The sequence below is a fragment of the Gluconobacter japonicus genome, from assembly GCF_015244665.1.
GTDB classification, from domain to species: domain Bacteria; phylum Pseudomonadota; class Alphaproteobacteria; order Acetobacterales; family Acetobacteraceae; genus Gluconobacter; species Gluconobacter japonicus.
The window spans coordinates 58,020-84,701 of record NZ_JABCQN010000009.1; the positions used below are offsets into that span (position 1 = coordinate 58,020).

Annotated in this window: 25 protein-coding genes; 19 read left to right on the plus strand and 6 right to left on the minus strand. The window is 58.7% G+C overall.

Annotation, left to right across the window (positions count from 1 at the left end; all coding sequences use genetic code 11):
• The 12 genes from HKD32_RS13795 to HKD32_RS13845 all read left to right on the plus strand — a co-directional run bounded on the left by HKD32_RS13795 (window position 1) and on the right by HKD32_RS13845 (window position 12,714).
• Window positions 1-5,142: a DEAD/DEAH box helicase family protein gene (locus HKD32_RS13795; protein WP_194258303.1), complete on the plus strand. Its 5,142-nt coding sequence runs from the start codon at window positions 1-3 to the stop codon at window positions 5,140-5,142.
• Between the two features lie 134 nt (window positions 5,143-5,276).
• On the plus strand, window positions 5,277-5,630 hold the full coding sequence (locus HKD32_RS13800) for a hypothetical protein (RefSeq protein WP_194258304.1): 354 nt from the start codon (window positions 5,277-5,279) through the stop codon (window positions 5,628-5,630).
• Entirely contained in the window at window positions 5,627-5,935 is a 309-nt protein-coding gene (locus tag HKD32_RS13805; protein WP_194258305.1) for a DUF5983 family protein, read from the plus strand. The genes HKD32_RS13800 and HKD32_RS13805 overlap by 4 nt, the downstream gene beginning before the upstream one ends.
• A gap of 189 nt (window positions 5,936-6,124) precedes the next feature.
• Window positions 6,125-6,550 (plus strand): hypothetical protein, encoded by a 426-nt coding sequence (locus HKD32_RS13810; RefSeq protein WP_194258306.1) that lies wholly within the window; start codon window positions 6,125-6,127, stop codon window positions 6,548-6,550.
• A 55-nt stretch (window positions 6,551-6,605) separates the two neighbouring features.
• Window positions 6,606-8,468, plus strand: a complete 1,863-nt coding sequence (locus HKD32_RS13815) for a ParB/RepB/Spo0J family partition protein (RefSeq protein ID WP_194258307.1) — start codon at window positions 6,606-6,608, stop codon at window positions 8,466-8,468.
• 671 nt (window positions 8,469-9,139) lie between these two features.
• Window positions 9,140-9,808 carry an LPD29 domain-containing protein gene (locus HKD32_RS13820; protein WP_194258308.1) on the plus strand — a complete coding sequence of 223 codons (669 nt, stop codon included), beginning with the start codon at window positions 9,140-9,142 and terminating at the stop codon, window positions 9,806-9,808.
• On the plus strand, window positions 9,745-10,491 hold the full coding sequence (locus HKD32_RS13825; RefSeq protein WP_228119058.1) for a hypothetical protein: 747 nt from the start codon (window positions 9,745-9,747) through the stop codon (window positions 10,489-10,491). The genes HKD32_RS13820 and HKD32_RS13825 overlap by 64 nt, the downstream gene beginning before the upstream one ends.
• Before the next feature lie 19 nt (window positions 10,492-10,510).
• Window positions 10,511-10,936 (plus strand): hypothetical protein, encoded by a 426-nt coding sequence (locus HKD32_RS13830; protein WP_194258309.1) that lies wholly within the window; start codon window positions 10,511-10,513, stop codon window positions 10,934-10,936.
• Window positions 10,937-11,191: 255 nt separating this feature from the next.
• Window positions 11,192-11,368 (plus strand): hypothetical protein, encoded by a 177-nt coding sequence (locus HKD32_RS15335; protein ID WP_156472135.1) that lies wholly within the window; start codon window positions 11,192-11,194, stop codon window positions 11,366-11,368.
• 77 nt (window positions 11,369-11,445) lie between these two features.
• Complete coding sequence (locus HKD32_RS15340) at window positions 11,446-11,901, plus strand: DUF3085 domain-containing protein (RefSeq protein WP_228119059.1); 456 nt, start codon at window positions 11,446-11,448, stop codon at window positions 11,899-11,901.
• Between the two features lie 34 nt (window positions 11,902-11,935).
• Window positions 11,936-12,184, plus strand: coding sequence for a hypothetical protein (locus HKD32_RS13840; protein WP_194258311.1), 249 nt, complete (start codon window positions 11,936-11,938; stop codon window positions 12,182-12,184).
• Window positions 12,181-12,714: a hypothetical protein gene (locus HKD32_RS13845; protein WP_194258312.1), complete on the plus strand. Its 534-nt coding sequence runs from the start codon at window positions 12,181-12,183 to the stop codon at window positions 12,712-12,714. Before HKD32_RS13840 ends, HKD32_RS13845 begins: the two co-directional genes overlap by 4 nt.
• Here the strand turns inward: HKD32_RS13845 and HKD32_RS13850 are convergent.
• Window positions 12,696-13,214, minus strand: a complete 519-nt coding sequence (locus HKD32_RS13850) for a hypothetical protein (protein ID WP_194258313.1) — start codon at window positions 13,212-13,214, stop codon at window positions 12,696-12,698. The genes HKD32_RS13845 and HKD32_RS13850 overlap by 19 nt on opposite strands.
• Window positions 13,215-13,496: 282 nt before the next feature.
• Here HKD32_RS13850 and HKD32_RS13855 point away from each other — a divergent pair, with 282 nt between their 5' ends.
• From HKD32_RS13855 to HKD32_RS13885, 7 genes are all read left to right on the plus strand, one after another.
• The gene (locus HKD32_RS13855) at window positions 13,497-13,736 is read left to right on the plus strand and encodes a hypothetical protein (protein WP_086649743.1); all 240 of its coding nucleotides are present in this window, start codon (window positions 13,497-13,499) and stop codon (window positions 13,734-13,736) included.
• A 90-nt stretch (window positions 13,737-13,826) separates the two neighbouring features.
• The gene (locus HKD32_RS13860; protein ID WP_086649742.1) at window positions 13,827-14,072 is read left to right on the plus strand and encodes a hypothetical protein; all 246 of its coding nucleotides are present in this window, start codon (window positions 13,827-13,829) and stop codon (window positions 14,070-14,072) included.
• Window positions 14,073-14,152: 80 nt separating this feature from the next.
• Entirely contained in the window at window positions 14,153-14,980 is an 828-nt protein-coding gene (locus HKD32_RS13865) for a DNA/RNA non-specific endonuclease (protein ID WP_194258314.1), read from the plus strand.
• Complete coding sequence (locus HKD32_RS13870) at window positions 14,977-15,243, plus strand: hypothetical protein (protein WP_194258315.1); 267 nt, start codon at window positions 14,977-14,979, stop codon at window positions 15,241-15,243. The genes HKD32_RS13865 and HKD32_RS13870 overlap by 4 nt, the downstream gene beginning before the upstream one ends.
• A 434-nt stretch (window positions 15,244-15,677) precedes the next feature.
• Window positions 15,678-16,649: a DUF3991 and toprim domain-containing protein gene (locus tag HKD32_RS13875; protein WP_194258316.1), complete on the plus strand. Its 972-nt coding sequence runs from the start codon at window positions 15,678-15,680 to the stop codon at window positions 16,647-16,649.
• 10 nt (window positions 16,650-16,659) lie between these two features.
• On the plus strand, window positions 16,660-17,343 hold the full coding sequence (locus tag HKD32_RS13880) for a hypothetical protein (RefSeq protein WP_194258317.1): 684 nt from the start codon (window positions 16,660-16,662) through the stop codon (window positions 17,341-17,343).
• Entirely contained in the window at window positions 17,309-19,357 is a 2,049-nt protein-coding gene (locus tag HKD32_RS13885) for an ATP-dependent helicase (RefSeq protein WP_194258318.1), read from the plus strand. Before HKD32_RS13880 ends, HKD32_RS13885 begins: the two co-directional genes overlap by 35 nt.
• 249 nt (window positions 19,358-19,606) lie before the next feature.
• On the opposite strand, the gene HKD32_RS13890 is transcribed toward HKD32_RS13885, so the two are convergent.
• The 5 genes from HKD32_RS13890 to HKD32_RS13910 form a co-directional block, all read right to left on the minus strand.
• Window positions 19,607-19,999, minus strand: coding sequence for a hypothetical protein (locus HKD32_RS13890; protein ID WP_194258319.1), 393 nt, complete (start codon window positions 19,997-19,999; stop codon window positions 19,607-19,609).
• Window positions 20,000-20,072: 73 nt separating this feature from the next.
• Window positions 20,073-23,189 (minus strand): efflux RND transporter permease subunit, encoded by a 3,117-nt coding sequence (locus HKD32_RS13895; RefSeq protein ID WP_194258320.1) that lies wholly within the window; start codon window positions 23,187-23,189, stop codon window positions 20,073-20,075.
• 3 nt (window positions 23,190-23,192) lie between these two features.
• Window positions 23,193-24,314, minus strand: a complete 1,122-nt coding sequence (locus tag HKD32_RS13900) for an efflux RND transporter periplasmic adaptor subunit (protein ID WP_337905553.1) — start codon at window positions 24,312-24,314, stop codon at window positions 23,193-23,195.
• Between the two features lie 32 nt (window positions 24,315-24,346).
• Window positions 24,347-25,567, minus strand: coding sequence for a TolC family protein (locus HKD32_RS13905; protein WP_194258326.1), 1,221 nt, complete (start codon window positions 25,565-25,567; stop codon window positions 24,347-24,349).
• A gap of 520 nt (window positions 25,568-26,087) precedes the next feature.
• The coding region (locus tag HKD32_RS13910) for a YoaK family protein (protein WP_194258322.1) at window positions 26,088-26,682 on the minus strand (595 nt) is incomplete at its 5' end.

The window sequence follows — 26,682 nt, forward strand, 5'->3', positions numbered from 1 at the left end:
ATGAGCAAGACCCAGCTCAGCTTTTTCGACACCTCAGCCCTTGGAGGCGGCAGCAATACCCTGTTCTGGGGCGACCTGCCCGGAGACCGTGCGCTCGACGAGGCTGCGTCCCTCGCAAAAGAAGCCGCTGCCGCTCCTGTGGTGGCCCCGAAGATCGACTTTCGCCTGTGCGGCACACGCGATCTGGCCCAGGGCTGGAAAGCGCGGGCGCGGGACAATCTCGCCGCCATCCGTCTCCTGACCGAACTGGAAACGGACGGCCGCAATGCAACGCCCTCCGAACAGGCTTTGCTGGCGAAGTTTACGGGATTTGGAGCCGGGGAGCTGGCCAACAGCCTATTCCCTCGTCCTGGCGAAGCCTTCCGTCAGGGCTGGGAGGAAATCGGCGTGCAGCTTGAAACGCTGACCAGTCAGCAGGAGCGGGCCGGACTAGCACGGGCCACGCAGTACGCCCATTACACGCCGGAACTGATCGTACATGCGCTTTGGGATCTGGTCGCGCAGATGGGCTTCCGCGGCGGACGCGCGTTGGAGCCGGGCTGTGGCACGGGTCTGTTCATGGGCGCGATCCCGGAGAAACTGGCCCCCAAGACAGCCTGGACGGCGATCGAGAACGACCCTCTGACGGCCCGCATCGCCCGCAAGCTGTTTCCGAACCAGTGGGTGCGGTCTGAGGACTTCACGACGGCGAAGATTGCCGAGCAGTTCGACCTCACGATCGGCAACCCGCCGTTCAGCAACCGCACGGTGCGCGGCACGGACGCGCTGGGACGCCTTGGCCTGTCCCTGCATGACTACTTCATCGCACGCTCCGTCTCCCGCCTGCGTCCTGGAGCGATGGGTCTGTTTGTGACGTCACGCTGGACGATGGACAAGCGCGACGCCACAGCACGCCGGTACCTGTTCGAAACGGCGGATCTGGTCGGGGCGGTCCGCTTGCCGGCTGGCGCGATGCGCGATGATGCCGGGACCGACGTGGTCGTGGACGTGCTGGTCCTGCGCCGTCGCGAGATCGGAGACACCCCGGGCGACACCGCCTGGCTGGAGGTTGCGGATCTGCCCGATACGGACGAGGGGGAGGGACCGCTCAGCATCAACCGCTATTTCGTAGAGAACGGTCAGCAGGTGCTGGGTCGGCACGGCTGGACAAGCGGACAGTTCGGGCCGGAATACACCTGCTCACCGAATCCGATGCTGATGCTCGACGATGCCCTGCCGAGCGCGCTTTCCCGCTTGGCCAGGCTGGCCCGGTTCCCGGTGCCGCAGACGTTCGATGTTGAGGCGCTGCGTGAAAGCCGCCGTGCGGATGTCGGCACGGCAGGGGAGGGGGCGAGCCTCAAGGAAGGCAGCTACCTGATCGAAAAGGGTGCGCTGCACCAGATCATCGACGGCCAGTCGGTGCCGGTGAAGGTCAAGAAAGGCGAGCAGAAGGACGGCATCTTCCAGAAGCACGCGCGCATCATCGAAGGCCTGATCCCCGTCCGCGATGCCGCCCGTGCGGTCCTGCGCGCCCAGGTGGAGAACCTGCCTTACAATGCGCTCCAGGCGGACCTCAAGCGCGCCTACCAGACGTTCGTGCGCCAGTTCGGCCCGATCAACCTGACGATCACCAGCACGCGTGTTGATCCGAAAACCGGGGACGAGAGCACGACGCAGCGGCGTCCGAACCTCCAGCCCTTCTACGACGATCCGGACGTCTGGCTGGTCAGCTCGATCGAGGAGTACGACGAGGACCGGCAGATCGGCACACAGGGGCCGCTGTTCTCCGAGCGTGTGATCCAGGCGACGCTGGAGCCGGAGGTGCACAGCGCCCATGACGCGCTCGCGGTCTGCCTGCATGAGACGGGTGTGGTGGAGATCCCGCGCATTGCCGAACTGCTGGGGCGGTCCGAGGACGAGGTCATCGCCGAACTGGGCAGTGCCATCTATCTCGATGCCGGACGCAGCCAGCCCGGGCGCGATGTCTGGGTGCCCGCCGACGAGGCGCTGTCAGGCGCGGTGCGCACGAAACTGGCGGAGGCCCGCAAGGCGGCCGAGACCGATCCCCGCTTTGCCCGGACCGTGGCTGCGCTGGAAGAGGCCCAGCCCGAGGATCTGCGGCCCAGTGACATTACGGCGCGTCTGGGGGCACCGTGGATCCCGACCGCCGACATCGAGGGCTTCATCGCCGAGGTGATCGGGGTCGAAGCCGGGGTGTGGCATACGAAAGAGGTGGCGTCCTGGACCCTGGACAAGGGACCGTTCCGGGGCAAGGCGGAGGCGACGTCCGTCTGGGGCACCGAACGGCGTCCCGCAGGGGAACTGATCGAGGATGCGCTCAATCAGGCCATCCCGCAGATCTGGGACACCTGGCGCGACGAGAGCGGCGAGCAACGGACCCTGAATGCGCAGGAGACCGAGGCCGCCAAGGAAAAGCTCGCCGCCATCAAGACGGCCTTCCAGACCTGGGTGTGGCAGGACCCGGAGCGCGCCGAGCGTCTGGTGCGGCTGTATAACGACACCTACAACAACCTCGTCCCCCGCGCCTTTGACGGCGCGCATCTGCAGTTGCCGGGGGCCAGCACCACGATCCAGCTGCGTGCCCATCAGAAGCGGGTGGTCTGGCGCATCATCGCTACCGGCAACACTTACATGGCCCACGCGGTGGGGTCGGGGAAAACCTTCTCGATGTGCGCGGCGATCATGGAGCAGCGCCGTCTCGGCCTGATCTCGAAGGCCATGGTGGTGGTGCCGGGACATTGTCTGGCGCAGATGGCCCGCGAGTTCCTGATGCTCTACCCGACCGCGAAAATCCTGGTCGCGGATGAGACGAACTTCGTGAAGGCCAAGCGCCAGCGCTTCCTCGCCCGTGCGGCCACGGGACAGTGGGATGCGATCATTATCACGCATGATGCCTTCAAGTTCATCCCGGTCGAAACCGCGTTTGAGCAGGCGATGATCGAGGCGCAGATCGCGTCTTACGAGAGCCTTCTGTGCGAGATCGACGCCGACGACCGCATCTCGCGCAAGCGCATCGAGCGCATGAAGGAGGGGATGAAAGCCAAGCTGGACGGGCTGGCCAGCCGCAAGGACGATCTGGTGCATCTTGGCGAGATCGGGATCGACCAGATCCTCGTGGATGAGGCGCAGCAGTTCCGCAAACTGAGCTTCGGCACGAACCAGTCCAGCCTCAAGGGGGTCGATCCGAACGGCAGCGGGCGGGCCTGGGACCTGTACGTCAAGGCCCGCTATCTCAGCCGCATCAATCCCGGTCGCGAGCTGGTCATGGCCTCGGGCTCGCCGATTACGAACACTCTGGGCGAGATGTACAATGTGCAGCGCTTCCAGCAGATCGACGCCCTGATCGAGCGCGGTCTGCACGAGTTCGATGCGTGGGCCGCGAATTTCGGGGAGACCCGCACGGAACTCGAACTTCAGCCAAGCGGGCTGTACAAGCCTGTGACGCGGTTTGCGGAGTTCGTGAACGTGGCCGATCTGATGGCCATGTACCGGCATTTCGCGGATGTGGTGCAGCAGGATGACCTGCGCCAGTACGTGAAACTTCCCGAGATCGCTACGGGCAGTCGCCAGATCATCGTCGCTGACAGCGGACCCGCCTTCCGCGATTACCAGAAGGAGCTGGAGGCGCGGATCAAGGTGATCGAGGAGCGCAAGGGCAAGCCGCAGAAGGGTGAGGATATCATCCTGTCCGTGATCAACGATGCGCGTCATGCCGCGATTGATCTGCGCTTTGTCCGATCCTGGGAGGACAACGACACCAGCAACAAGCTGAACGTCATGATCGCGAGGGTCTTCGACATCTGGAAGGAGACGCGCGACAACCGTTACACCGATCCCGACACTGGCAAGCCGTATGACCTGCCCGGGGCCGTGCAGATGATCTTCTCGGATCTGGGCACGGAAGCGGCGCTGGAGAAACGGGGCTTCTCGGCCTATCTGTGGATCCGCGACGAGCTGATGCGGATGGGCGTGCCGCGAGACGAGATCGCGTTCATGCAGCACTACAAAAAGAGTGCGGCCAAGCAGGGGCTGTTCCGGGATCTCAATTCCGGGCGCAAACGCATCCTGATCGGCTCGAGCGCGACAATGGGCACGGGCGTCAACGCACAGCAGCGTCTGATTGCCCTGCACCATCTCGATGTGCCCTGGCTGGTGGCCGATATCATCCAGCGTGAGGGACGGATCGAACGCCAGGGCAACCAGAACCCCGTGATCCAGATTTACGCCTATGCCCTGAAAGGCTCGGTGGATGCCACGAACTGGCAGCTTCTGGAGCGCAAGCAGCGCTTTCTGTGTCTGGCCATGTCCGGAGACCGCTCGATCCGCCGTCTGGAGGATATTGGCGAGAGTGCGAACCAGTTTGCCATGGCCAAGGCGCTGGCTTCAGGTGACGAGCGCCTGATGAAGAAGGCAGGACTGGAAGCAGAACTGGCCCGCCTACGTCGCCTCAAGGCCGCCCATTATGACGACCAGTTCAACGTGCGTCGCGCGATCGAGCGGGCCGAGCGCGATCAGAGGGTGGCCGAAGCGGTGATTCCGAAGATCCGGGCGAATATTGCGAAACGCCAGTCGACACGGGGCGAGGCGTTCCAGCTTGTCCGCAAGTCGGATGTGCTGACCGAACGTCAGGATGCCGGCAGGTGGCTGATGGGTCAGGCGCGCACGGCCAAACGCGCAGAGACGAAGGGCCGCTGGACACTTGGCGAGATCGGCGGTTTTGAGCTCGTGTGTGAGACCTGGAGCTCGACCTTCATGGGTGAGACGGAATGGGACGCGACCATCGCCATCGTGGCCGAGGACCGGATGATCGGGATCGACTTTGATCACGACACGGCCCCGCTCGGCTTCATCGCCCGCATCGAGAATACCCTGCTGCGCTTCGACAGCGAGCTTGCGGATGCGCAGCGGCTGCTTGCCGAGACGGAGCGCAAGCTGCCCGGCTACCGTGCCCGCGACGGGATGCCGTTCCGCGAGGCCGCACTGCTGGAGGAGAAGGAAGAAGAAATGGCGTCTCTGGAGGCAGATCTGGCCGAGGATACAGCGCGGCGGGAGGCTGAGGCCGCCGAGGCGCTGGCCGCGATGGAAAGCCTGAGCGTCAACGACAATGGGGGAGAAGGAGAGGAAGAAGAAGCGGCAGCATAAGGAGAGGGGGAAGGGGCGGGCATGGCCCGCCCGGTGCGGCAAGGCTCAGGCCGGGCGCGCTGCGCGCGGCCTTGCCGCACCGGGCAGCCCCTGCATCCGCGGAGAGGTTGAAAGAGAGACCAGAGGAAGAGAGCATGTCCGACCATCAGACGTCCCCGCAAACCACGACCCTCTCCAAAGTTCTGTGCGGCCTGCGCGTGGAGATTTTCACCTACCCGAGCGGTGAGGTGCTGCTGCGCACCGTGGACGCCTGTCCCGTCAACCGGAACGACTGGCATGGCCCGTATGCGGATGCCGCCCAGGCCGAGGCCGATTTCGTGGACCGCCATGCGCTGCCTGTACTGACGCCCGAGGATGTCAGACGCAGGCGTCAGAATGGGACACTTTCGAAGACGCGTGAGCGTGGCGAGATGATTCTGGCCTTTCATCGCTGGACAGGGGCGACCTGTCTGACACCGTTCGTTGTCCGGCCGGAGAGCCGGGCATGAGCGAAGTCCTTCCGACGTCCGCAGGCCTCGTCTGCCGGCACCTGGATCTCAGTACCGGGCATCTTCCGGTCGCAGAGCGCGAGGCGTGCGAGCTCTATCTCAGCAGCGGGGGCACAGCAGGGCGAAGCTGCCTCGGCGGCCCTTATGGCTGGATGATTTATGTTCCCACCGAGGCGGAGGACGTCCCGCAGGACGTGTCTCCGGAACTGGCCGCCCTGATGGCTCAGGCCCGGGAGCAGGACTGCCATTACCTTCATTTTGATCGGGACGGGTTCATCGACGGGACGCTGCCTTTTTACGACTGAACCGCCACCGCCGTGCCTGTCTCAGGACAGCGAGAAGGCGACGGGAAGAGAAACGGAACTGAAAGAGGAAGCCGCCACAGGTCGCGGCTCCGCGCAAGGCTCAGGCCGGGCGCGCTGACGCGCGGCCTTGCGCGAAGCCACGCCCTGTGCCCGCGCCGAGATCATCACGACAGAAAAAAGGAGAGAGGCGTGTCAGACCCGGCAGGACAACCCGCGGCCGAAGTGGCTCTAAGAGCAAACCTGACGCTGATCTTTGCGGCGATGCGGACGCATGGCGTGAAGACGGTCAAAGTTGAGTACGAGGCCAAAGAAGGCTGGTGGACAACGCTTCATGTGACAGCTGACGACAGTCCGGATCTGCTCGAAGGCTTATCCCTTGAGAAGGCCGTTGCAGCGCTCGGACCTGACCAGACGATTGCCGCTCTGTTTCCGAACAACTTTGACCTTGTGGTCTGGCACTGCGTCGAAACCGTTATCCGCCGCGTGCAGGCCGATTACGACACCGATGAAGACGGATCTTACGGCACAGCCACGCTGACGCTGGAGACGCGACAGCTCGAGGTTGAGCACATCGAGCGTGTGGTCTCCCACCTCGCGCACAGCCTGACCGCCTGACGTCTCCCCCCCACGAGACCTTTTTGACACCCTTACGACATCACTGGAGCCCATCATGGACGAACTGCGCCTTGTCGATCCGAACAGCCTTGTCGACAATCCGGATAATCCCCGCAAAGCAGAAAGCAGCCAGGACAGTATCCGACGCTTTGCGGCGAACATTTTGCAGGTTGGACTCATTCACCCGCCGAAAGTGCGGGAGCTGGAAGACGGGCGTCTGATGATCATAGCGGGTCATCGGCGGAAACGGGCCTCCATCTATGCCGGACTTTCCCAAATTCCGGTTCATGTGACGCACGAAGAGAGCAAGCATGAAGCCCTGGCGGCGGCCAGTGAGAACATGATCCGCGAAGGCATGTCTGAGCCGGACCAGTGGCGTGCCGTGACCCGGATGCGCGAAGACCTTGGCTATACGGATCAACAGCTGTGCATGGCGCTGATGATCACGCCTGCCTATCTCCGTGGACTGACACTGCTGGCGAAGCTGCATCCGCCAATCCTGCACGCCATCGAGATTGGCCGCGGCCCCGACCTGAAAGAGCGTCGGACTCTGGCCCTGTCGTCTCTGGAGGATCAGGCCGCTGCCTGGGCTGAGATGTTCGCCGAGAGCGTGGAGGAGGGAGAGGACCCGGCCGGGTATCGCCTTAACGCCGAGGATCCGGAGGATACCGTGGACTGGCGCGACTTCACCTGGCACCTGCGTCAGGAGGAGTGGTATGCGCGTGATGCCCGGTTTGACGATGCGCTGGCGCAAAAGCATGGCGTCGTCTGGACTGAAGATCTGTTCGGGCAGGGCAGTGAGGACAATCGCTACGTCACGGATGCCACGGCGTTTCGGGCCGCGCAGGAAGACTGGATTGCCGAGCATCGTCCCGAAGGAACGCTTGCGGTTGAGACGGGCGAGCACGGGTCTCCGCTTCGACCAGAAGGCTATAACTTCGTCACGAACTGGATGGGCGAGCGGGAGACCGATGTTGTCGGCTACTGGCTCAATCGGAGTACCCTGAAAGTCGAAGAGCGGAAGTTCCGCTACACGGGTGAAGAGACCGTCCGCTCCGAACCGCGTGTGGTGGAGCAGACGCCACCCCCAAAGAAGGAGCGCGCTGACATCTCGGGCACGGGTCTGAAGATGATCGGCTCTGTGCGGACCCTCGCACTGAAGAAGGCCCTGCAGGCGAAGAACGAAGACGCAGATCCGTGGGATCTGGTGGCTGGGCTGTTGCTCGCGCTGAATGCGAACAACGTCCATCTTTACGGCTGCGAAAGCAGCTCGCCTCAGGAGAACGCGGTGAAGACCGCCATGGAAGCGCTGTTTCCGGAAGGCGAACTGGTGCGTGATGAAGCGCTGATCCGCCGGCACGCGCTGGAAAGCCTCGCGGGCTTTATGAACTGCGAGGTCAGTATGCACTCCGGCTCCGGCATGGCAGCCGAACTGCTGGGCTGTCTGTTCAACGCGGACGCCCACATGCCGACCATGGCTGATGAGGCGTTCTTGAAGACCTACAGCAAGCCCGGAATCACCAAGGCGGTTCAGGCGCATGGGCTCGCGCCACTCAATACGGGCAAGGAGATGCGCGCTGCCCTACTGAATGCCGTGGGAGACGGACACTGGGTCCCGGAGGCCGCCGGTTTTGCGCAGGCGATTGGTGCTTGGACAGAGGAAGTGCGGGAGCAGCAGGCCCGCCGCGCCAAATGGGTCGGCCTGAAAGATGAACTGGAAGACGGGGATGAAGACGACCTGAACTGTGCGGACGCGGAGGATCTGGAAAACGTGATGGACGAGGAGGGCGGAGAAGACGCGGGCGAGCCAGACGTCACAGAGAATGAGCCGACAGAAACACGCGACCTCGTGGTGCCGCAGGAACTGGTGGCCATGCAGGCTGCCATGGGAGGGCGGCTGGAGATCCTTCGGGTCTGAGGCAACGCGATTGCGGCCACGTTCCGGGCCAGACTTGCGCGTAGCGCCTGATCTGGCACAACAGGAGATTGGGGTCGCCTGATGAGTCCGCGCGACGAAACGTCTGTTCAGGTTACGGTTCAGACGTCGCGGCCCCCGAAAATCGTAACCGGATGTGGGTCGGGGGTCGCTTGCCCACAGTCGTCAGAGTGAAAGGGGAAGCCATGATCTTCGTGATCGTGGTGGACCGTAAGTGGTTTACGAAGATCCTTCGTAAAACGAAGAAGACCCTTCAGGCGGTTGCCACCGCACTGAAGAGCCTCTCCGAGTAAATCACTTAAGGTAAACCGGGCCGTGAGGTGTTTTTTGCGAAGCCCCTCACGGCTCACCTCTGAACTTGGACGAACCGGTTGCGATTTTCAAGGGCGGAGTCAGCATGGCTCCGCCCTTTTTCATGCGGTGAGACGCAGCCTTGTTCCACAGGGCAGGACAGCCCGCGCAAGGAAACAAGACGAGAAAAGAGACAGAAAGAGGAGAGAAGGGCGGGGTGCCAGAGCCTGTCTGTCGCCGCAAGGGGTGGTGTCCTGGGCTAACGCCTGCGGGACCGCCGCTGACGCGTCGCCCTTGCCCCGCCAGTCAGGCCCTGACCCCGGAGAGGACAGTTGAAGAGACATGAAGAGAAGGAGATCAGCATGTCTGAACACCCGACTGTCACCGTAGGCACCCGCGTCAGCACCATCCTGTACAACAGAGGCCGGGGCGTCGTGTCTGCGGTCCATGGCACGCCTCGTCCCGAGACAATCAGACGCCTTGCTGGCGGCTTCATCGCCGCGGGAGGCAATGCCAGCTTTGATATCGTCTTTGCCTGCGGGAGTGTCAGCAAGAAGCTGCCCGAGAGCATTCTGCATGGTGTGCAGTGGACGATCTTCCACGACGAGCCCAAGGCCAGCCCTGAGGAAATTGCGCAGCTGCACGCTCATGCCGAAGCGTGCCGCGCTGAAAAGCAGGCACAGAAAGATCAGGCTGAGGCGGCGCATGCGGCCGAAATCGAGCGTCTGCGCACCGCTCCTGAATACGCCCATCTGGAGCAGGGATCGGACCAGAGCGGCGTGCTGGCAGGAAAGAACATCCGCCGTCTGCTGAAAGCCGCCCTGCCAAAACACAAATTCCGGGTGCGCAAATCCTCCTACGGGTCCGTCTTGATCGGCTGCGATGCCCCGCTGGACGATGCGGCACAGAAGACTGTTGACGACATCAGAAAGCGGTTCAGATCGGGGTTCTATGATGCGGCGTCGGATTGCCACTCGAAAAGCCGGAGCCCCTGGCAGGACGTCTTTGGCAGCGCCGAATACGTCTTCTGACCCTACCTTACCCCTTCACAGTTCTTCAGGCCGCCGCGAGGCGGCCTTTGTCATATCTGGAGATCGACATGGCTTTCTTTACGCTCAGTGCTACGCCCGCCACCGCAAAGCGTGAGGGCTATTTCACCAGCACCACGATGGCGCTCATGTCCCATCTTGGTGAGCGCCGCACCGTCGAGGCGAAGTCGGTGGATGGCCTCAAGCCACTCATTCTGAGCTTCGGCCGCGACACAGCGCTCCAGCATCCCGGCAAGTCCTTCAAGATCATGATCACGGTCAATCGTGGCAGCCGCAAGCCGCGCGGCTTCGACGCGGCTTATGATTCAGAGGAGCTTGGCACCTCCGAATGGCTAGAGACCACGATTGCAGATCCGGTACCTCACGAGGGCACGCCAGGTGTGGCCTCATGGGGAACACGCTACACGCCATTCCTCATGGACGCTGCAGAGCCGCGCGAGGTCTCGCTCACCGAGGCCGAACGCCTGTCTGAGGACGGCCATCTCGGCTTCAAGGGGTGGGCCGCGGAAGTCGCCGCCAGTCTCGAGACCATTGGCGCGCCTGCGGCTGCTTTGGGCAACGAGACCCGGGACACTCTGGTGTCGCGCTATCGCGCCCACCAGCATCCTGCCCTGGCCGCCGCCGTCCTGATCGCAGCTTCGCTAGCGGATCAGCTGGCCGCCTGAGGCCAATGCAGGGGAGCGAATGATGTCTCCACTGCCAGATCCAACAGTTCAAAAGATGAGCGAGTTTTCCATGGTCGATGAAAACCTTCTCCAGATCGAGACCTGTCTTCTGGATCGTCGCAGGGTCCATCTTGGCGTTGCACCGGATGGGCGCGTCTATCTGCGCGTGACGTCGTTCTGGCCGAAAGAAGCCGCCCAGCTCTGGCACGGCCCCTATTCGGATCGACAGGCGGCCGAGACGGATTTCCGAACCCGGACGCAGCCGCCGCGCGTCACGCGCGCCCAGATCGCCGAGGCCAGTCGCCGCGGGGAGCATGGCACGGTCGAGGGTGTTCCCATGATCGTCCTGAGGCATCGCTGGACAGGCCACATGACCCTGACGGCCTATCAGCTGGTGGATGAGGCCGGGCAGGAGAAGTCCGCGCGCCAAAATGGACACATCTGAACCGCGTATCGTCACCCGCGTGAGCCGGGTGGAGGGAGAGCAGGAAGAAGAAAGAGGAAAAGACGCAGAAGGAGAGAGGGGCAGCACAGGCTGTCTGCGCTGGCAAAGGGTGGGTCTCCACGCGTCCTCGCCCTGACGGGCTCCGGGTCGTGGAGATCCCGCCGCTACGCGGCGCCTGTGCCATCACAACCATCCTGTGCCTGTGCCGGAGAGGTCATCAGAGAAAAGAGATGACGGCAACAGGAGTGACCTTTCATGCAGATTTCCCAACAGACCCTTCAGGACATCAAGGACGTTGCCGGACTGGCCGGTGGGTTCTTCGGTTTTCTCGCCCTGGTCTTCGCCTTTACGTGCCTGCCGAGCTTTCTGGCTGGCCCGGTGCCCCATCACTATCTCGCCTCCGCGTCCCACACCGCCCATGGTCGGGGCTGAAGCCTCCACCTCTCCGAACGCCACACGCCCCGCCACCGAGCGGGGTTTTTTCATTTCTGATCCGAGGAAATTATCCCATGATCGTGACCTTTGACCGCGCGCTGATCGAGCGCCTTCTTGCCCATGCCGAGGCCGCGTCCGAGCGCCGCGCCACGCTGACCCAGCTCTTTGACAAAAGCCTGCGCAAGCCCGGGCATGGCGCGCGTGAATGGGGCCTTCAGGAAGACGTCGATCCCACAAAGATCCCTGCGGGTCTGTGGCTGGTTGGCGATCACGGGATCTACATGATGTCGAACGGGCTTCCCCTTCTGCCGTCCGATGACGGTCAGAAGCCCAATCTGTGCGCGTATGCGCGCGAAGCGGACCCGGAACAGAACGCGGGCAGGGCTCATGACGTGAAACGCCAGGCTTTTGGCGGGGATGACGGATGCGAGTTCCTGGACGCAGCGCTTGTGCGGCAGGCTCTCAAGCAGGCGTCAGGCGACACACTGCGCATGAACATCACTCCGGAAACACTCGAATTCCTGGCCTGACCAAGGGTCCTCGAAATCTTTCAGGAGAAGAAGAATGTCCGATGCTACGCCTGACACGGTGTCTGCGGGTCCGTGGTCCCGCGATCAGATCTGGGCCTCGGCCGTTGCCGTGGCTGCTGACAGCGTGGAGCAGCTGCGGCGCTGCGATGTCGATCGCGTCGTCTCCCTTGTCGACGCGGCGGATCGTACCGCCCTGACGGGCTGGCTGATCGCGCGCCGACCCGAACTGGCAGGCGCGGTCGCGGAGGCGCTCTCCGCGCTCGCACAGGAGGCTCACGTATGAGCCTGCTGTTGCCACACCTGCGGCGCGTCCGCATTGAGGCCGAGGGCCTGACGGCCACTCAGTGGAGTTCACCGCAGGAGAAAGCCAAACTGGCCAATGCAATCCTCGCCTTTGTTGCGAAAGGATTGCCAGAGGAGGGGTTCAGCAAGGCGTTGTACCAGCGCGTCAGCCAGATGTGGGGGTTTATCGCCTGCTTTAACCGGGACGGCTTTGCGGGACGGTATTTCTGCTCGACGCAGGGGCGTCTCGCCTTCCTCGATCAGATCGTCGCGCGCGGCGGGATCGGCGATCCCGCCTGGACCTGGTCAGACGTGGAAAGCCGGATCGCGGCTCTTCTGGTCGAGCATCAGGTGCTGGACCTGTACCGCGCTGAACTACGGCAGGAAACGCTCCGGGGCGAGCAGGCGCTGTTGCGCAGCTTGCTCGACCGTCACGGCGTACCGGCCGATCATGCAGGCCGCATTTCACTGGCTCCGGCGCTATCTGCACCTCTGTCCCGGCAGCAGCCTGTTCAGATGGGTCTGCTCTGACACGCTGTGCTGTCCGTGACGGCGCAGGAGTCCGGATCATCAATCAGTCCGTGGACGACCTCCCACCCGCCGAGAATATTCTGGGCCGTCTCCCAGGCGACGATTTCGGCCCGCAGTGCCTGCGCAAGATCGTCATAGATGCCGTCGCGTTGCTGATCTTCGATCTCGCGACGCTCCGCCTGTTCCGTGAGAGACCGTGCGTCGGAAACCCGGGCCAGGGCCCGACTGACCAGAAGGGTCAGCCAGTCAGACGCCATGTGCTGACGGGCTTCGCGGGTTTCGGGCAACGCCGTGGCTCCGAAAATCTGTCGCGCTCTTTCACGTCCGAATGCGCGGAGGCGCTCAACCTGTCGGGGCGGTGTCACGCCGCGGATTTCTGCAAGTGCCCGCAACTGCGTCTCGGGCAGGATTGCGTCGGTCAGCGCGTCCAGGGTTGGCGCGCGACGCCGCTCTTGTGGAAAGCGGATCACCGTGGCGGTCTGATCTGTCTGTGCACTCATCGGCGCCCTCCTTTTGTTGTGGTGCAAGCGTAAAGCGCACCACAAATAAAAGTCAACAAAAACAATTAGATACCGGCCTTATTAGGCCCTCGCGAAAACCTCTTGGGGGCTGAAAGGAGACGCGCGGGAAGGAGAAAGAGGAGGGAGGGAAGGGGCTCTCATGGGGCAGGCGTCGCAGCAAGGGTGCGTCGCTCCGCTCCCGGCGCATAGCGCCGCCCTTGCCACGCCGTCCGCCCCACGAGGCTGCCGATCGGGAACGAAATAATCCGAGAGAGGCAGAGTATGTCCAAGCGCAGGAAAACGGATCTGACAGCAGCCCGAAAAAAGGCAGAAGTCTTCGGACCGGACACGGTTCTGTTCGCAGACCTCCAGATTGACGAGACGTTTTGCATAGGCGGTGCGGAGTTGTCAGGCGTGTACCGCAAGGTGCGACGCAATCATTACCGGCATAACGGAATGCTCTGTTTTGCAAGTGATGGGATGGCCGTGAAGCGCGCTCCCCTGCCTCGGACCGGGGACTGAGACCAGGCCTCCCGATCTCCTCCTTCCTCCACGAATATCTGGGCCGCAGTGCGGCCCGCATCCGGCAAACAAATAGAAAGGAACCGCACCATGCAGGTCCAGAGCGATACGCCCGCGTCCAGTTTTCTTCCCGTACTTGAAGCGCCTGTCTTTCACAGGGCGGTTTCAACAGGCCAGACCATTGGCCGCGCACGGCGCTTTTACGCGGAAGCAGATCATCTCGCTGACGACGCGAATGATGATCGTCTTGGAGCGGCGTTACGCGCCGCACTGCGCCGTGATGCCAGCGCTGCCCATCGTTCAGCGCAGCGCACACTTATGAGTGTCTCCCATTGACGGGCGCGATCCTGCACTCACAACAGGCCGTGCCATCCTGCGCCGTGAGACAGAAGCCTTCGGGAAGAAAAGGATGGGCCATGCGACTGCCGATGACAGGGCTGACCCTGGCGAGCCTGCTATGGGCAGGCATAACCCACGCAGCGGCTGCAGAGTGCTCCGCTTTTGGAGGAGATAATCAGCTCCCGGTTCTGACTAACGCGGCGCTTGGGCAGAAGACCGTGCTGTTGTGCAATGACGCTTTTGCTGTGCTGCATTCGGGCATCAGTCATGGCCCGTTATGGACGGCCGAACACCTGACCGAGGAAGATCTGGAGCGCAGCATGCAGATTGGGCGGGTCGTCCGGTTTTTTCATGCCGATCCGCGTCTGTCTTTTGAAGACCGGGCCGAGCTGAGTGATTACCGTAGATCGGACTACGACCGGGGCCATATGGTGTGCTCTGCTGACGAGCCCACTCTGCAGGCGCAGGAGCAGAGTTTTTCGCTCGCCAATGTTGTCCCCCAGACGCCTGAGTTGAACGAAGGCATCTGGACAGGCGTGGAAATGGCTGTGCGTCGTCTCGCACGACGAGATGGAGAACTTTATGTCGTCACGGGACCGGCTTTCGGAGCTTCGGTAAATACCATTGGTGCACATCAGGTCTTTGTGCCGGTGGCGACGTGGAAGGCTGTTTACGACCCCGCCGAAGACGGAGCGGGCGCGTATTTCTGTCAAAACACCAGCCAGCCCACCTGTACGATCATCAGCATTGGCGCGTTGGCCAAAGCGACCGGTGTGGATCCATTCCCGTCGCTCCCAGATGAGATCCGCCAGACGGCCATGTCGCTGCCCCGCCCTCTGAAAAGTCCCTACGCTGTCCGTATCCGGCCCGCCTCTGGCGGTCCTTTGCTGGAGACCACACCATGAGCTTTATTCCTTTCCTGGATGCAGGCGAAAGCGTTCAGATCGATGATCTGACGATCGAGAACGGGGCGGAACGCATTGCCGTGTACGGGCGCCTTGAAATTCGCAGGGACCGGATTGGCCTGCAGGATATTCAGGCGCTGAAGGCTCAGATCGACGCCATTGCGCACGAGCTAGAGGGATCGGCGCATCTCCCCGAGCGTGCGCGGAGCGCACAGCAGATGAGCGTGGTGCCCAGTCCCTTTGCGGATCGGAACTGTGCCTGACGGCTTGGGGGCTCCTTACGGGAAAGGTCTGGAGTGCCACAAGCCTCACTCCGGACAAGACGACCTTCCACCCCAGCTTCCTCCGCGCCCTTCGGTTGCTCCGTGCAGCCGGGTCCCCTGAGAAGGCATCCTGTCCTGCGCTGCGTTTGTGACGGACCTGAAAGTGTCGGGACGAAAGGCGTCGCTGCGCTTGCTTTCGCCCCTTTTGCCTCCGGCACGGGTCGAACGAAAGGCTTGTTTAAGTATTCGTTAAGTTTGTGGCGATGATGTTTGTATATAGCACAGTAACGGCAAATAAAACCCGATAAAACCGCAGAAAACCACCGTTTTAACTTGCAATATTTGCGGATTTCTCCTAAATTAAACCCAGATCACAGGGGCGTTGAGGCCGGTTCTGACCGTTGCGCCGTCCCGAAACGAAAAGGATGACGATCATGGCACGCTTTGAGCCGTTCAGACTGTCTGACAACGACCGGACGGACATCGTCAAAGGTGTCTCCTGTGCTCTGCTGCTTGAGCGCCATGGCTATCTTCTCGATAAGCCCGAAAGCACGCGCAACGCTCTGAAGTACCGGGCGGGCAAGGGTGAGACGATCATTGTCAACCATGAAGGCCGCGGCTGGTGGGATACGGGATCGGACGAAAAGGGGGATGTGTTCTCCCTGATCCAGCGCCTGACACCCGGTCTGAAGTTCCATGAGGCCTGCCGTGAGCTGGGTCAGCTGGTGGGCATTGCGCCAAAGGGGGCAGAATATGTCCGTGAGCGTCAGGCCAAAACGCCAGATGCTGCCCCGGCCGAGCGCTGGCATGGCAAGAAGGAACTGACATCCGGCACAAAGGTGTGGGCGTACCTTACAGAGGAGCGCGGCCTTCCGGAGTGGGTTCTGCGTCGGGCCATCATGACCGGCTGCATCCGGGACGGCTATCACGCCGCCTGGTTCTGCCACCGGGATGCCAAGGGGACCATCTGTGGTGCGGAACTGCGCGGTCCGGACACCAAGGGCATGTGTCTGTCGGGTACGGTCAAAACGCTGTTCCGGTTTCAGCCCGGCCTTGCGCGCACGGTCCGTCGTCTGGTGGTGAGTGAATCCGCCATTGATGCCCTGTCCTATGCCGCCCTCGACAGTGAGCGCACGCGCGAAACCCTGTACTGCTCGACCGCAGGTGGCATGGGACCGGAGACGGTCGAAGCCCTCACGGCCGAACTGACTGAGATGGCAAAAGATCCGGCAGCCGTTCTGGTGGCCGCAACCGATAATGATGAGGCCGGCAACCGCTACGCCGCGCGCCTGGCAGAGCTGGGCCGTGAAGCCGGTGTCCGTGTGATCCGCCGTATTCCCCACGGGGGCTGCAAAGATTTCAACGACGCCCTGAAGACTGTTGTGGCCGCCGCCCGCGCTGCCTGAGGAGAGACTGATGACGAATGACAAGGCACGACGGGAAATGGAGGCTCTGTTTCCCGGCCACGAAAAAAATGACGCCCTGAGAGCGGCTTTTCTGGCGCACCCGGACGCGGACCATTATCTGCGCCTGATGCCAGACCTCGGATGTCGCATTCCCTGGGCTCTGGTGGAATACGGTCCTGAGGGGGAACGGAGCCAGGGTCTCGTTGTTGGCGGACGCTGGAGTGCAGCAGGCTGGGATCTCTCCGGACGCATCGTCCTGTTTGTTCAGTCTCCGACCGGAAGCAGCAGGTTCCTGACCTGTCAGGCGGGAGAGCAGCAGCTTGTTCTGATCGGCACCATTCCCGGAAGCACGCGTCAACCTGACCGTCCGGATGCCGTAACACTCCTGGGACATGTCGCAGAACTGACCGCCGCCTGGCATGCCGACGCCGAAACAACCCGCGTCTGGCATACCTGGGCCCTGCTGCACAATCAGCCGCCCTTCCCGCAGACCTACGCCGAGGTCGTATTCGGTGGCGATGTGTTGCGCGGCCTCATCGTCGGGGGAACGGTTCTGGCAGACGGGACGTGGGACTTCGGGCGTGAGTTTGATCTGATGGTGGAGCCGGACATGATCCTGAGCCTCGATGGCCGCCGTGCGAGCCGGTGCGAAGTTCTTCATGGCACCCGGGAGCAGGGACGTGGTCGTGGATAATCATCTCTCCGGACTGACTTCCTCCCAGGCAGAGGCCGCACGTCAGACGGGGCCCGTTGTTGTTCTCGCGGGTGCCGGGACTGGCAAGACCAAGACGCTGGTGGCCGGGATCGTCGATCGTGTTGTCAAGCGTCGCATGGCGCCGGATCGCATTCTGGCCGTGACGTTCACCAACAAGGCGGCCGGGGAAATGAAGACCCGCATTGCGGCGGCGCTAAACATCGCGCAGGCGCCGTACTGGGTGGGGACCTTCCATGCGCACGGACGCCGTCAGCTGCGGACCGACCCCGACATTGCCGGGCTGCGTCCGGGGTTCGACGTTTGTGATAGCGAAGACAGCACGAAGATCGTGCGCCGCCTTCTGGAAAAGGCGATTGAAGCAGGCGTCATGAATGCTGACGATGGAGAAACATTTCGCAAGCGTGTGAAGTCCGTCAGCTCGCGCATTGCCATGCTCAAGGAAAACATGGTGCTTCCCCCGGACGCCGTCACCTGGGTCGAGGGACGGATTGCGACGGATGCCATCACTGAGGGTGATGACATTATGATCTGGCGGGATGCGGCCGTCCTCTATCCTGCCTATCAGGCGATGCTGCGCGAAAGCAATCGCGCGGATTTTGCAGACCTGCTGCTATGGCCTACCGTGACAATGCTGCGGGATGAACGCTACAGGCGCGACTGGGCGGACCGGTTTGACTGCGTGCTGGCCGATGAGTTCCAGGACGTCAACCGGCTCCAGTTTCTCTGGCTGAAATGCCTGTCCAAAGACCACAACGAGCTCTTCGTTGTCGGCGACGATGCGCAGTCAATTTACGGCTGGCGTGGAGCCAATGTCCGGATTATCCGAAGCTTTCTCAAGGAGTTCCCGACCGGACGCCTGATTGCCCTAGAGCAGAACTTCCGTTCGACCGGTCATATTCTTTCAGCGGCCAATGCGGTCATCTCTCATGACACGAGCCGTCTGGAGAAGACGCTTTATACCGCGTCTGGAGATGGCGAGCCAGTGGATATTCTGCGGCATACCGGCAGTCAGGATGAGGCCACCGGGATTGCGGCCGAGATCGGACGTCGTGCCCTAGAAGGCGTGCCTTATGAGGACATGGCGGTGCTGTATCGGTTCAACCATCTCTCCCGGTTGCTGGAAGAGTCTCTGCTACGTGCGAAGATCCCGTATGAGCTGGTCAATGATACCGCTTTCTGGCAGCGCGCGGTGGTGAAAGACGCGCTCGCCTTCCTGCGTCTGACATGTTTTCCGTATGAGCGGCAGTCAGACGAAGCCTTCCGTCGGATCGTCAATCAGCCGACCCGAGGGATCGGAGCCAAGGCTATGGCGAAATTCGAGCAGGTCGCAGACGAGGAGGCAATCTCGCTTTATGATGCAGCGGAGCGCACGGTGCAGGGACGCACCGGCAAGGCTGCTGACAAGCTGCGCGGCTTCCTGGACATCATTCTGAAAGGGGCACGCAGCGACGAACCAAGTCTGGGTGAACGTCTGAGAGTTCTGGTCGAAGAGAGTGGATATCTCGCGATGCATCAGGCGGCCGGAGAGGACGGACGCACGGCGCTGGAAAATCTGCATGAGCTTCTGTCGCTCGCCAACGAGTTCAGCTCGGTAGAGGAACTGTTTGACCATGCGGCCCTTGGCTCCGAGAGCCGGGACGATGACAGTGTCGGCCGGGTGAAGCTGATGACGATCCATGGCTCAAAAGGGTTGGAGTTCGGGCATGTGTTTCTGATCGGTTGGGAAGACACGCTGTTTCCATCGCGCACGAACAGTGACCCGGCTGAAGAACGCCGACTGGCCTATGTCGCACTGACGCGCGGCCGACAGCGCGTCAGTGTGTCCTGGTGCGAGTTCCGTCGGGGCGAGCAGGCCAACCCGAGCTGCTTCATCGACGAGATCCCGCTCCAGGCGCGGCGGGACGGCTGGGGACGGGATCTCAGGCGCCGTACTGCGTTCCAGGGGAGAGGGGTCGTGAATCGGCAGGCTCAGAGAGAGGCGATGGGGTTCTGACCAATCAAGCGCTGTGACTGACTTGGGGGGGTAAGCAGAATGTCGGCTATTGGCGAGGAAATAATCGTAAGCAGCCATTCCGGGTATTGCAAATGCATAATCACTACACCTCCCTATCCGGTCATATAGTTTTTTAGATTCCCGAAGCCAATGACGATAGCAATTGAAGTGCTTGCAGCACCTTGGGGAAAGGTATTTTTGGCCTATTAAAAATAAATATTATGAATTCGTATCATAAGAATATTTAAATTACTGATTTTCTATAAGTTCTTTTCCAGATATATATCCTAGATCATCTCTATATATCTCTAAGGTAGATTTTATGTCGCGTGCCTTATACTTGATTTTTACCGACAAGTGACAAATATATTTTATTTTGAAAACTCCCTTTTTTTGACAAGAAAGTTCAGTTACCTCGAAAGTCGGATTCAAGCCCTGACGCATTTCTAACATTTCAATGCGCCTCAGGCGCTGCAGGCCGGTTTCTGCGCTGGAAGCAGGAATAGGTTGATAAATATAGTTGACTAAGTAGTCATGAACCTCATCCACTGTCGGACTTTTCTGATGGCTTTTAATAAAAATTACTACGAGAAAAAGTAAGACTAAAATTATAAAAGATATTTTTAATATTATTTTGTTCACAAAAAAAATTCCGTAAATAGTGTAATATAGAGCGATTATCTGATGATACTCGCTCTATCTGTGTGATTTTTCTCTAGAGTCGGCTTCTTCTCCATTCGTCCAGCTTAACATACAGACTGGGTAAGACGAGAAGAGTCAGGGCCGTACATGACACCAGCCCTCCAATAACAACGGTTGCTAATGGCTTTTCGACTTCAGCCCCTTCGCTCATTGAAAACGCCATCGGAAAGAAACCCAGGCAGGCCACAGTAGCTGTAGCCATGACAGGGCGGAACCGCTCTTCAGCGGCCTCCTGACTGGCAACGCGCGCCGACAACCCTGCTGCTCGTTTTTCCCGAATGCAGGAAACAAGGACTACTCCATTCAAGGTCGCCACCCCGAACAAAGCAATAAACCCAATCCCGGCAGAGACGCTAAACGGCAGGGATCTTACCGTCAGTGCCAGGATACCACCCGTTGCGGCAAACGGCAGATTCAGGAAGACCAGGCCCGCTACCCAGATATCCCCAAACGCGAACACCAACAGAAAGAAAATAAGCGCCAAGGTAATCGGTACGACAATCTCCAATCGAGCAACAGCTGACTGGAGATTGCGAAACTGCCCGCCCCATTCAACACGATATCCATGGGGAAGTTTAAGTTGCTGGCCAACGGTCGTCTGAGCTTCCTGTACGAACGAACTCATATCGCGCCCGCGCACGTTCGCCTGCACCATCATCCGTCGCTCCCCCTGATAGCGGCGGATGGCCGCTGGCCCATCAGTCAGCGTGATTTTAGCGACCTGAGACAATTCAACCATCTGGTCATCTCGTGTCGCGACCGGGAGGCGTTTGATATCCTCAAGAGTACGCCTTTGCGGAGCGTCGATCCGCACTTCGGTTGGAATTAAAGCATCACCCGTTGAAACCGGCGGCCCGACGTGTCCGCCGACGGACTCGACAACATCAAGAATAGCCGCTGTATCCACATTGAGCCGACCTGCGGCTGTTCGATCCACATCAATATGAAGATATGGAATCGTCCCAACGTCCTGGGGAGCGACGTCCGCCGCACCGTTAATCCTGCTGACAATATCTGCCGTTTGTTGTGCCAGTTCCTGTAGCTGGCGAATATCAGGGCCGTAGATGCCGATTGCAATCTGTGAGCGCACTCCGGCCTGCATGTCATCCATGCGCATTTGAATGGGTTGACTCCACGAAAAAAGCGAACCGGGATTATTCTGGCGCAGTGCTGCGTCAAATGCCCTCACGAGCCCTTCCTGGGAATGTGCAGTCTTCCATTCTGATCGCGGCTTCAGCAAAACATAGGTGTCGCTTTGTTCTCCGCCCTGTGGATCTGTAGGGATAGCTGACGTTCCAGTATTACTCACCAACATGCGAACATCGGGAAATTGTCGCAGGGTCTTTTCAATGTTCGTAACGGCACGCACTGACGCATCGAGAGAGATGCCTGGAAGACGCGTTGACGTGACAATCAAATCACCCTCCTGGAGTTGTGGGATGAATTCTCCTCCAAGGCGCGTCGCTAAAAAGACAGATACAAGCAGAATACTGACTGCAACCATGAAAATCTGATTTGTATGCGTGCGGCAGTATTGCGCTGCCGGGTTAAAGCCACGCCTTAAAAAGGCGATAAATCGTGTGTCATGACTCTCAACACTGAAATCATGTTCCTGTCCTTCAGATCCAGTTGCTGTATCAGCGCTTCCTGAATGACCCTTCATGATCATCGCACATAAAGCCGGCACACCCAGAAAAGCGAAGACCAGAGAAGCCAGCAATGCCAGGATAATGGTTTCTGCCATCGGTCGAAACATCCGCCCTTCGACACCTTCCAGTGTCAGGATCGGCAGATAGACCAGCATGATAATAAACACGGCAAAAATCACAGGCCGGGCGACAGAGGCCGTGACTTTGGCCACGCGCTGCTGCAGAGTCAGCCCCGCAATAACGGAAATACTCAGAACGCCTTCGACAATGACAAGTGCACTGTCGACAATCATTCCAAAATCTATGGCCCCAAGACTGAGAAGATTGGCTGAAATACCAAGATGGTGCATCCCAACCATCGCAGCCAGCAGAGCAAAAGGAATGATGGACATGATGACCAGAGAAGCCCTCCAGTCTCCAAGAACGACAAGCAACACCACCAGAACAAGCAACGCGCCCAAGGCAAGGTTTTCCTTGACGGTATCAATCGTCACATCTGTCAGCGTTGTACGGCTGTAATACGGCTCCAGGGTGATGCCCTCTGGGAGTGTTTTTTGTAGCGTTGGGAGAATTGTGTTTAACCGGTTGAGCGTGTCACGGGCACTTGCGCCCTCCTGCAGAAGAACAACTGCATTCACAGCCTCTCCTTTACCATCCCGTGTTACAGCTCCTAGCCTTGGAAGCGCACCTTTGCGGACAGTGCCAATATCCCTGATATGAACAACCTCTCCGTTTGGGCCACTTTTGACCTGAACTTCTCCCAATTCTTTGAGGTCATCGATGAGGGAGCGACCCACAATAATGTGCTGCTCATCATTATGTTCTATCCACGCCCCCCCAGCGGCCTCATTGCCAGTATCGACGGCTTTAAAAACATCTGAAATGGACACATTGAACCGACGCATGGCCATTGGATCGAGCGCGACTTCGTACGTCTCCGACGCACCACCATTGACGTTGACATCCACCACTCCAGGAACCAGTCGCAGCTTAGGCACAACAGACCAGTTCAGAATACGGTTCAGATCTGTAAGAGACTGGCCTTTCCCTTTAATCTCCAGTTGCATGATTTCACCCATACCTGTGGCCATTGGCCCCATGCTAATGGAGAGTCCGTGGACTGAAATGGTATTTTTTGCCTGATCCAGAAATTGAGACACCAGGTCCCGATCGCGGTAAATGCTCGTATTGTCATCAAATTGAAGATAGAGAACTGACACGCCAGTACGGGAAACCGATCTTAGGTTTTTTAGCCCGACAACCCCCGACAGCACCGTTTCAATGGGAAATGTAACGAGCTTCTCCACCTCTTCTGTCGGTAATCCAGGTGCCTGAATAGAGACGAGGACCTGACGTGGCGAAATATCTGGAACTGGCTCTACGGGAAGAGAGCGAAGATCGAAAAGACCTGCCACCATCAGAAGAAGAATACAGCCCAGAATTCCTTTCCGGCCTTTGACGACATGCAAAAAGAAATTCATGATCTAGTCCCGTGCTTCGGAATGATCAGGCGTCGGCGCCAGAAGATATTGCGACTTCAGGACAAAGCTTCCTTGTGAGACAACTTTCTGCCCAGCCTTGAGACCCTCTGTCACCAAAGCTTTTCCCTCAAGAGTAGTCGCGACAGTCACATTCCTCGGAACAAATTCATGATCTGATTTTTGAACAAAGACACAATTTTCTCCATTCAATGTCTGAATGGCGGCTTCTGGAACAAGAACGCCGGAGACGCGATTTCTTGTCATCAAACGAGTTTTTACAAGCATGTCAGGACGCAAAATCATATCAGGATTTGTTACGAGGCTACGCACCAGAACATGTCTGGTTCCGGTCTCAATACTGGCCTCGATAAGAGTAATATTTGAAGAAATAGGAGCCTGATTCGCAGAGATGTATGTTAATTGCTGCCCCCCAGCAGCCAATAGTCCAGCTTTCTGTGGATCAACCTGCGAGATGACCCAGACCTGCGAGAGGTCGTCAATTTCAACTGCTGGCAAGGCTGTATTCGAAACACTCTCTCCCTGCGTCACTGAAATCTTGCGGATAATACCGCTGATTGGAGATGTCACGGTAGAAACCAGACCTTCTCCTTTTTCCAATTGTGTCGAATACCGTGCGAGACGTTGCCGTTCCGTAGTTAACTCTGCCTGTCTCTGACGAACCAATTCACGTGCTGCTTTGAACGATGCGAAGCGTCGCTCTACTTCGCCGGAAGAGACAACGCCCCCCTCTAAAGCATGTCCACGTTTATAAATATCCGTTGCGTTACTTTCTTGCGCCAGGGCCTGCTGATAAGCCGCCTGTGCCTCGTTAGCTCTCTGTTCCTGATCTGCCAGGCTGAAATTTTCATATTTAAAAAGGGGGGCGCCTTTCTGGACTTTCTCTCCTGGCGTTACAAAGACTTCCTGAACACGGCCGTTTCCGACTGGGTGGATACGGGCGACATGGCGCTCATCAAGTGCGACATAGGCCGGAACATCCATATGATCAGACAGCGTTCCGGCTATCGCCGTAGCGATCACAATATTTTCCGTTTTAAAAGCATCCGGCGAAATCTGAACGGTCTTTTCAGCCATGCCTACGTCAGGAAAGCACAAAGAACTCATGCCCAACAGCACAGACACAAAGATGGATTTTTTCACGGGGTCTCTCCTGTCAGGAGCATCATTCTGATCATGGCAGTGTGCCAGACGACATTCGCCTGAGAGGCTCGTTGCTGCGCTTCCAGAGCACTGCGGCGCGCACGGAGATATTCTATGACCGGCACCTCTCCGACCTTCCAGGCGTTTTCAAGATCGTTTGCACGTTTCTGTAGTGCGATATTGGTTGCTTCGCTGTGTTGCAGAATTGTCAGCGAGGAACGAAAGCGGGTGTGAACCTGTCGATATTCGGTCTGGACTTTTCGGCGCGCCAGAATGGCATCCCGGTCTGCCGCCGCCATAGCCCTGACCGCTTTCATTTCCATGGGAGTATTTCGGGCTGCACTTGGTAGAGGGATTTGGATCTGAACCCCTACCTGCGTATCCCACGGACTTTGATACTGTTCCTGCCGGCTGACCATGACACCCAAGCGCGGATTGGGGATTTTGGAATGACGCGCAACTTCGTAGGATGCTTTTGAGACACCTCTTATGGCCTCTGCCAGCCTGACTCTTGGATCTCGTTCAACGTTCAGAGCCAGGTTACGCCCATCCAGGATATGTCCTGAAAGAGACAGAAGATCAGGAATATCCTCGTATCCGGTCAGAGCTTCAAGATCAGCTTTGATACCGTCCAAAGATTGAACGGCATCCGAAATCCTGCCTTCAAGGGTTTCTTTCTCTGCGACAATCGCTTCGTTATCAGAGCCGGACAGTTCACCATTCTGATAGGCAACTTCAGTAACGTGAGCGATATTTCCCAACAGGGTATCGGCATGACGTAAATTTCGAATGGTTTCCTGCTGAAGTGTCGCCTCGCTGGTCAGCGTGACGATACGGACAGCTGTTACCAGTTTTTCGACCTGAGTATTAGCGTCGGCAACTTCCTGATTTCCAAGTGCCTCATTGGCAATCGCGCGGCTTTGTCCTGGCAGCCACAAAGGAAAATTTATACCACCTTGATACGTTGTATAACCGACCTTGCTACCGATAAAATGATCGTCAAGATACTCGCCTGTAATAGTTGGACTGTCAGGAAACCAGGCACGTGCCGCTTTGGCCTCTTTCCTGGCTGCAAAAGCATCCGTATGAAAAGATGCCAGCCTCGGATCTGCTTGCCAGGCCAAGTGAATGGCATCATGAAGTGTTTCTGCTCCAGCCTGCGAAAGACCACTTAGTAAAAGGAGAGAAAAACTCAGATAATATATCGACAGAGGCATTTTCACGAATATGGGTCTCTCGAAGATGCAAGATCGTCCAAAATTCATACACACGAAATGGCTTCTTTATTTTTCAAAGAATGTTTCAATATTAATAATTTTTTTATAAATTTGATTGGGCTTTATGCTCGCGCATAGACCACATCTGAGATATTATAATAGAATTAGTATTTCCCAATATGGAAATCTATCTATCCCAGATGCAAGGGGAGGTTTTTGACATGACTGTCCAAGAACTCGGTGCTCTCTATGAAATACACGGACCCGAGGTCCAATATGACGCACGTGTGCAGGGATATCACGTAACACTTCCCATGAAGATTATTTTTGCACCCAAATCGAATTCATACCTTCTCCAGAGAGCTGACTCTGATTATTATTTTTCTGCCAGCGAAATTGTTGACATGAAGAAATTATAATTGCGTAGTTTTCTAAGGGGGCGTCTTGCAAACGCAACTGCACAAGAGGGTTTAAAGCATCAGAGGCCAGATTGTTCTGTGATATTCAGCTTTGGCTCTTTTCAGTCCTCGTAACGCCCGTCACGCTCTGTTCTCCAGACGTCCCAGTAAAGCAGAGCCAGAAATGGCAGGGGCCAGAGAAACGGAAAACTGCCGTGCATTGCCAGCCCGAGTGCTGCCATCACTGCCCCCATTAAGAAAGACAGGAAGGACAGCCCCGGCAGAAGAATACTTCCTGAAAGCGGCGTCGTTACTCGCGACGGTGCCAGTTTTGCAGCCATCCAGGTTGCAATGCCGGATGCGGCTTTCAGAAGATTGGTTGTAATAACAATCGTCGGCATCGGTGTGCCGGAAAATTTTGCAATGGTTTCTCCCTGTACAGCCAACAGAGCCGGAAGAATCAGGAACTCACCCCAGTATCGGTAAGGAGATGAATGAGCCGCCTGTGCCAGCACCATCAGGATCGTCATGAACATAACGCCGTAAGCTGGAAGCCAGAGAAGGCGCGCCAGGCTGGTCAGGATCGCACTAACAAAGAAAATCGCCAGCGCACCGACAAGCAGGAAACCATGGGCCCAATTTCCCTGTACGAATGAAGCGCCCATATGCGTGGTGTTTCCAGTCATCGCACCTGCAAAGACACCTCCCAGGTCCACG

Excerpts from the sequence above, each read along its gene's own strand:
- HKD32_RS13795 (WP_194258303.1), top strand. The coding sequence starts at position 1 with ATGAGCAAGACCCAGCTCAGCTTTTTCGACACCTCAGCCCTTGGAGGC.
- HKD32_RS13800 (WP_194258304.1), top strand. The coding sequence starts at position 5,277 with ATGTCCGACCATCAGACGTCCCCGCAAACCACGACCCTCTCCAAAGTT.
- HKD32_RS13805 (WP_194258305.1), top strand. The coding sequence starts at position 5,627 with ATGAGCGAAGTCCTTCCGACGTCCGCAGGCCTCGTCTGCCGGCACCTG.
- HKD32_RS13815 (WP_194258307.1), top strand. The coding sequence starts at position 6,606 with ATGGACGAACTGCGCCTTGTCGATCCGAACAGCCTTGTCGACAATCCG.
- HKD32_RS13820 (WP_194258308.1), top strand. The coding sequence starts at position 9,140 with ATGTCTGAACACCCGACTGTCACCGTAGGCACCCGCGTCAGCACCATC.
- HKD32_RS13830 (WP_194258309.1), top strand. The coding sequence starts at position 10,511 with ATGATGTCTCCACTGCCAGATCCAACAGTTCAAAAGATGAGCGAGTTT.
- HKD32_RS15335 (WP_156472135.1), top strand. The coding sequence starts at position 11,192 with ATGCAGATTTCCCAACAGACCCTTCAGGACATCAAGGACGTTGCCGGA.
- HKD32_RS15340 (WP_228119059.1), top strand. The coding sequence starts at position 11,446 with ATGATCGTGACCTTTGACCGCGCGCTGATCGAGCGCCTTCTTGCCCAT.
- HKD32_RS13840 (WP_194258311.1), top strand. The coding sequence starts at position 11,936 with ATGTCCGATGCTACGCCTGACACGGTGTCTGCGGGTCCGTGGTCCCGC.
- HKD32_RS13845 (WP_194258312.1), top strand. The coding sequence starts at position 12,181 with ATGAGCCTGCTGTTGCCACACCTGCGGCGCGTCCGCATTGAGGCCGAG.
- HKD32_RS13850 (WP_194258313.1), bottom strand. The coding sequence starts at position 13,214 with ATGAGTGCACAGACAGATCAGACCGCCACGGTGATCCGCTTTCCACAA.
- HKD32_RS13855 (WP_086649743.1), top strand. The coding sequence starts at position 13,497 with ATGTCCAAGCGCAGGAAAACGGATCTGACAGCAGCCCGAAAAAAGGCA.
- HKD32_RS13860 (WP_086649742.1), top strand. The coding sequence starts at position 13,827 with ATGCAGGTCCAGAGCGATACGCCCGCGTCCAGTTTTCTTCCCGTACTT.
- HKD32_RS13865 (WP_194258314.1), top strand. The coding sequence starts at position 14,153 with ATGCGACTGCCGATGACAGGGCTGACCCTGGCGAGCCTGCTATGGGCA.
- HKD32_RS13870 (WP_194258315.1), top strand. The coding sequence starts at position 14,977 with ATGAGCTTTATTCCTTTCCTGGATGCAGGCGAAAGCGTTCAGATCGAT.
- HKD32_RS13875 (WP_194258316.1), top strand. The coding sequence starts at position 15,678 with ATGGCACGCTTTGAGCCGTTCAGACTGTCTGACAACGACCGGACGGAC.
- HKD32_RS13880 (WP_194258317.1), top strand. The coding sequence starts at position 16,660 with ATGACGAATGACAAGGCACGACGGGAAATGGAGGCTCTGTTTCCCGGC.
- HKD32_RS13885 (WP_194258318.1), top strand. The coding sequence starts at position 17,309 with ATGGCACCCGGGAGCAGGGACGTGGTCGTGGATAATCATCTCTCCGGA.
- HKD32_RS13895 (WP_194258320.1), bottom strand. The coding sequence starts at position 23,189 with ATGAATTTCTTTTTGCATGTCGTCAAAGGCCGGAAAGGAATTCTGGGC.
- HKD32_RS13900 (WP_337905553.1), bottom strand. The coding sequence starts at position 24,314 with ATGAGTTCTTTGTGCTTTCCTGACGTAGGCATGGCTGAAAAGACCGTT.
- HKD32_RS13905 (WP_194258326.1), bottom strand. The coding sequence starts at position 25,567 with ATGCCTCTGTCGATATATTATCTGAGTTTTTCTCTCCTTTTACTAAGT.